Annotated in this window: 1 protein-coding gene; it reads left to right on the forward strand. The window is 74.2% G+C overall.

Annotation, left to right across the window (positions count from 1 at the left end; genetic code table 11):
• Positions 1-2,243: beta-ketoacyl synthase N-terminal-like domain-containing protein (locus tag ACIGZJ_RS36880; RefSeq protein ID WP_396461386.1), on the forward strand; the 2,243-nt coding region annotated here is incomplete at both ends.

Genomic DNA, 2,243 nt, shown 5'->3' on the forward strand with positions numbered 1-2,243 from the left:
CAGGCCCACGGCCTGCCCGCCCACTCCCTCGCCTGGGGCCTCTGGGCCCAAACCGGCGCCATGACCGGCGAACTCACCGAAGCCGACCTCACCCGGCTGGCCCGCCTCGGTGTGCACCCGCTCACCGCCACCCAGGGCCTCGACCTCTTCGACGCCGCCCTGGCCACCGATCTCCCCCTGACGGTGCCGGCCAAGCTCGACCCGGCCGCTCTCCGCTCGCAGGCGGCCTCGGGCGCCGTTCCGCACCTGCTGCGCGGCCTGGCGGGCGTCCACCGCGCCACCGCCCGGGCCGGCGTGGAGAGCGGCCTGGCCCAGCGGCTCGCCGCGCTGACCGGCCGCGACCTCACCCAGGCCCTGGTCGACCTGGTCACCACCCAGGTCGCCGCCGTCATCGGCCAGAGCGACAACGGCGCCATCAACGCCCAACGGCCCTTCCGGGAGCTCGGGTTCGACTCCCTGATGGCGGTCGAGCTGCGCAACCGCCTCAACAAGGCCACCGGCCTCGCGCTCTCCACCACCCTGGTCTTCGACCACCCCTCCCCCGCCGCCATCGCCGACCTGATCGAACGTCAGATCTCCGGCAGCGCACGGACGGTGGAGGTCTCCACGCACACCGCCGGCACCGACGACCCGATCGCGATCGTCGGCATGGCCTGCCGCTTCCCCGGCGGGGTCGCCTCGCCGGAGGACCTGTGGCAGCTGGTCACCGAAGGCCGGGACGGCATCAGCACCTTCCCGACCGACCGCGGCTGGGACTTGGAGAACCTCTACCACCCGGACCCGGACCACCCGGGCACCAGCTACGCCCGCGAGGGCGGATTCCTGCACGGCGCGGGCGAGTTCGACCCCGCCTTCTTCGGTATCTCGCCGCGCGAGGCGCTCACCATGGACCCGCAGCAGCGCCTGCTGTTGGAGACCTCCTGGGAGGCCTTCGAGCGGGCCGGCATCGACCCGACCACCGTCCGCGGCAGCCGCACCGGCGTGTACGCGGGCGTGATGTACCAGGACTACGCCGGCCGCTTCCTGAGCCAGATGCCCGAGGAGTTCGAGGGCCAGATCGGCATCAACGGCACCGGCAGCGTGGCCTCCGGCCGGATCTCCTACACCCTCGGTCTGGAGGGCCCGGCGGTCACCGTCGACACCGCCTGCTCCTCCTCCCTGGTGGCCATGCACATGGCCGCGCAGGCCCTCCAGCAGGGCGAGTGCACGCTCGCCCTGGCCGGCGGTGTGACCGTGATGGCCACCCCCAGCGGCTTCGTGGAGTTCAGCCGCCAGCGCGCCCTCGCCGCGGACGGCCGCTGCAAGGCGTTCTCCTCCTCGGCCGACGGCACCGGCTGGGCCGAGGGCGTCGGCCTGGTCCTGCTCGAACGGCTCTCGGACGCCCGCCGCAACGGCCACCAGGTGCTGGCGGTGATCCGCGGTACCGCGATCAACCAGGACGGCGCCAGCAACGGTCTCACCGCCCCCAACGGCCCCGCCCAGGAGCGGGTGATCCGCCAGGCCCTCGACCGGGCCGGCCTCACCCCGGCCGAGGTGGACGCCGTCGAGGCGCACGGCACCGGGACGTCGCTGGGCGACCCGATCGAGGCCAACGCACTGCTGGCCACCTACGGCCAGGAGCGTGAAGAGCCGCTCTGGCTGGGCTCGTTGAAGTCCAACATCGGCCACACCCAGGCGGCGGCCGGTGTCGGCGGCGTGATCAAGATGGTCATGGCGATGCAGCACGGCCTCCTCCCGCAGACCCTGCACGTGGAGGAGCCCACCCACCACGTGGACTGGACGGTCGGCGCGGTCCGGCTGCTCACCGAGGAGCGCCCTTGGCCGGAGGCCGGGCGTCCGCGCCGGGCCGCAGTCTCCGCGTTCGGGGTCAGCGGCACCAACGCCCACGTCATCCTGGAGCAGCCCGCGGCCGGGGATGCGGCGCAGGCGGCCGCCGAGGTCGAGGGCCCGACCGCGTGGGTGGTGTCGGCCACCACGCCCGAGGCCCTGAGCGACCAGGCCGCCCGGCTGCACAAGGCCCTGCTCGACCGGCCCGAGGCCGGGGTCGGACAGGTCGCCGCCGCACTCGTCAACGGCCGGACGTTGTTCGGTCGTCGGGCGGTGGTGGTCGGCTCCCGGCGCGGGGAGCTCCTGGACGCCCTGGCCGCCCTGGCCCGCGGCGAGGAAGCCCCCGGCCTGGTCACCGGCACCGCCCGCGAGGACACCGGCCGCACCGTCTTCGTCTTCCCCGGACAAGGCTCCCA

This window comes from Kitasatospora sp. NPDC052868 (assembly GCF_044547105.1).
Taxonomy (GTDB): domain Bacteria; phylum Actinomycetota; class Actinomycetes; order Streptomycetales; family Streptomycetaceae; genus Kitasatospora.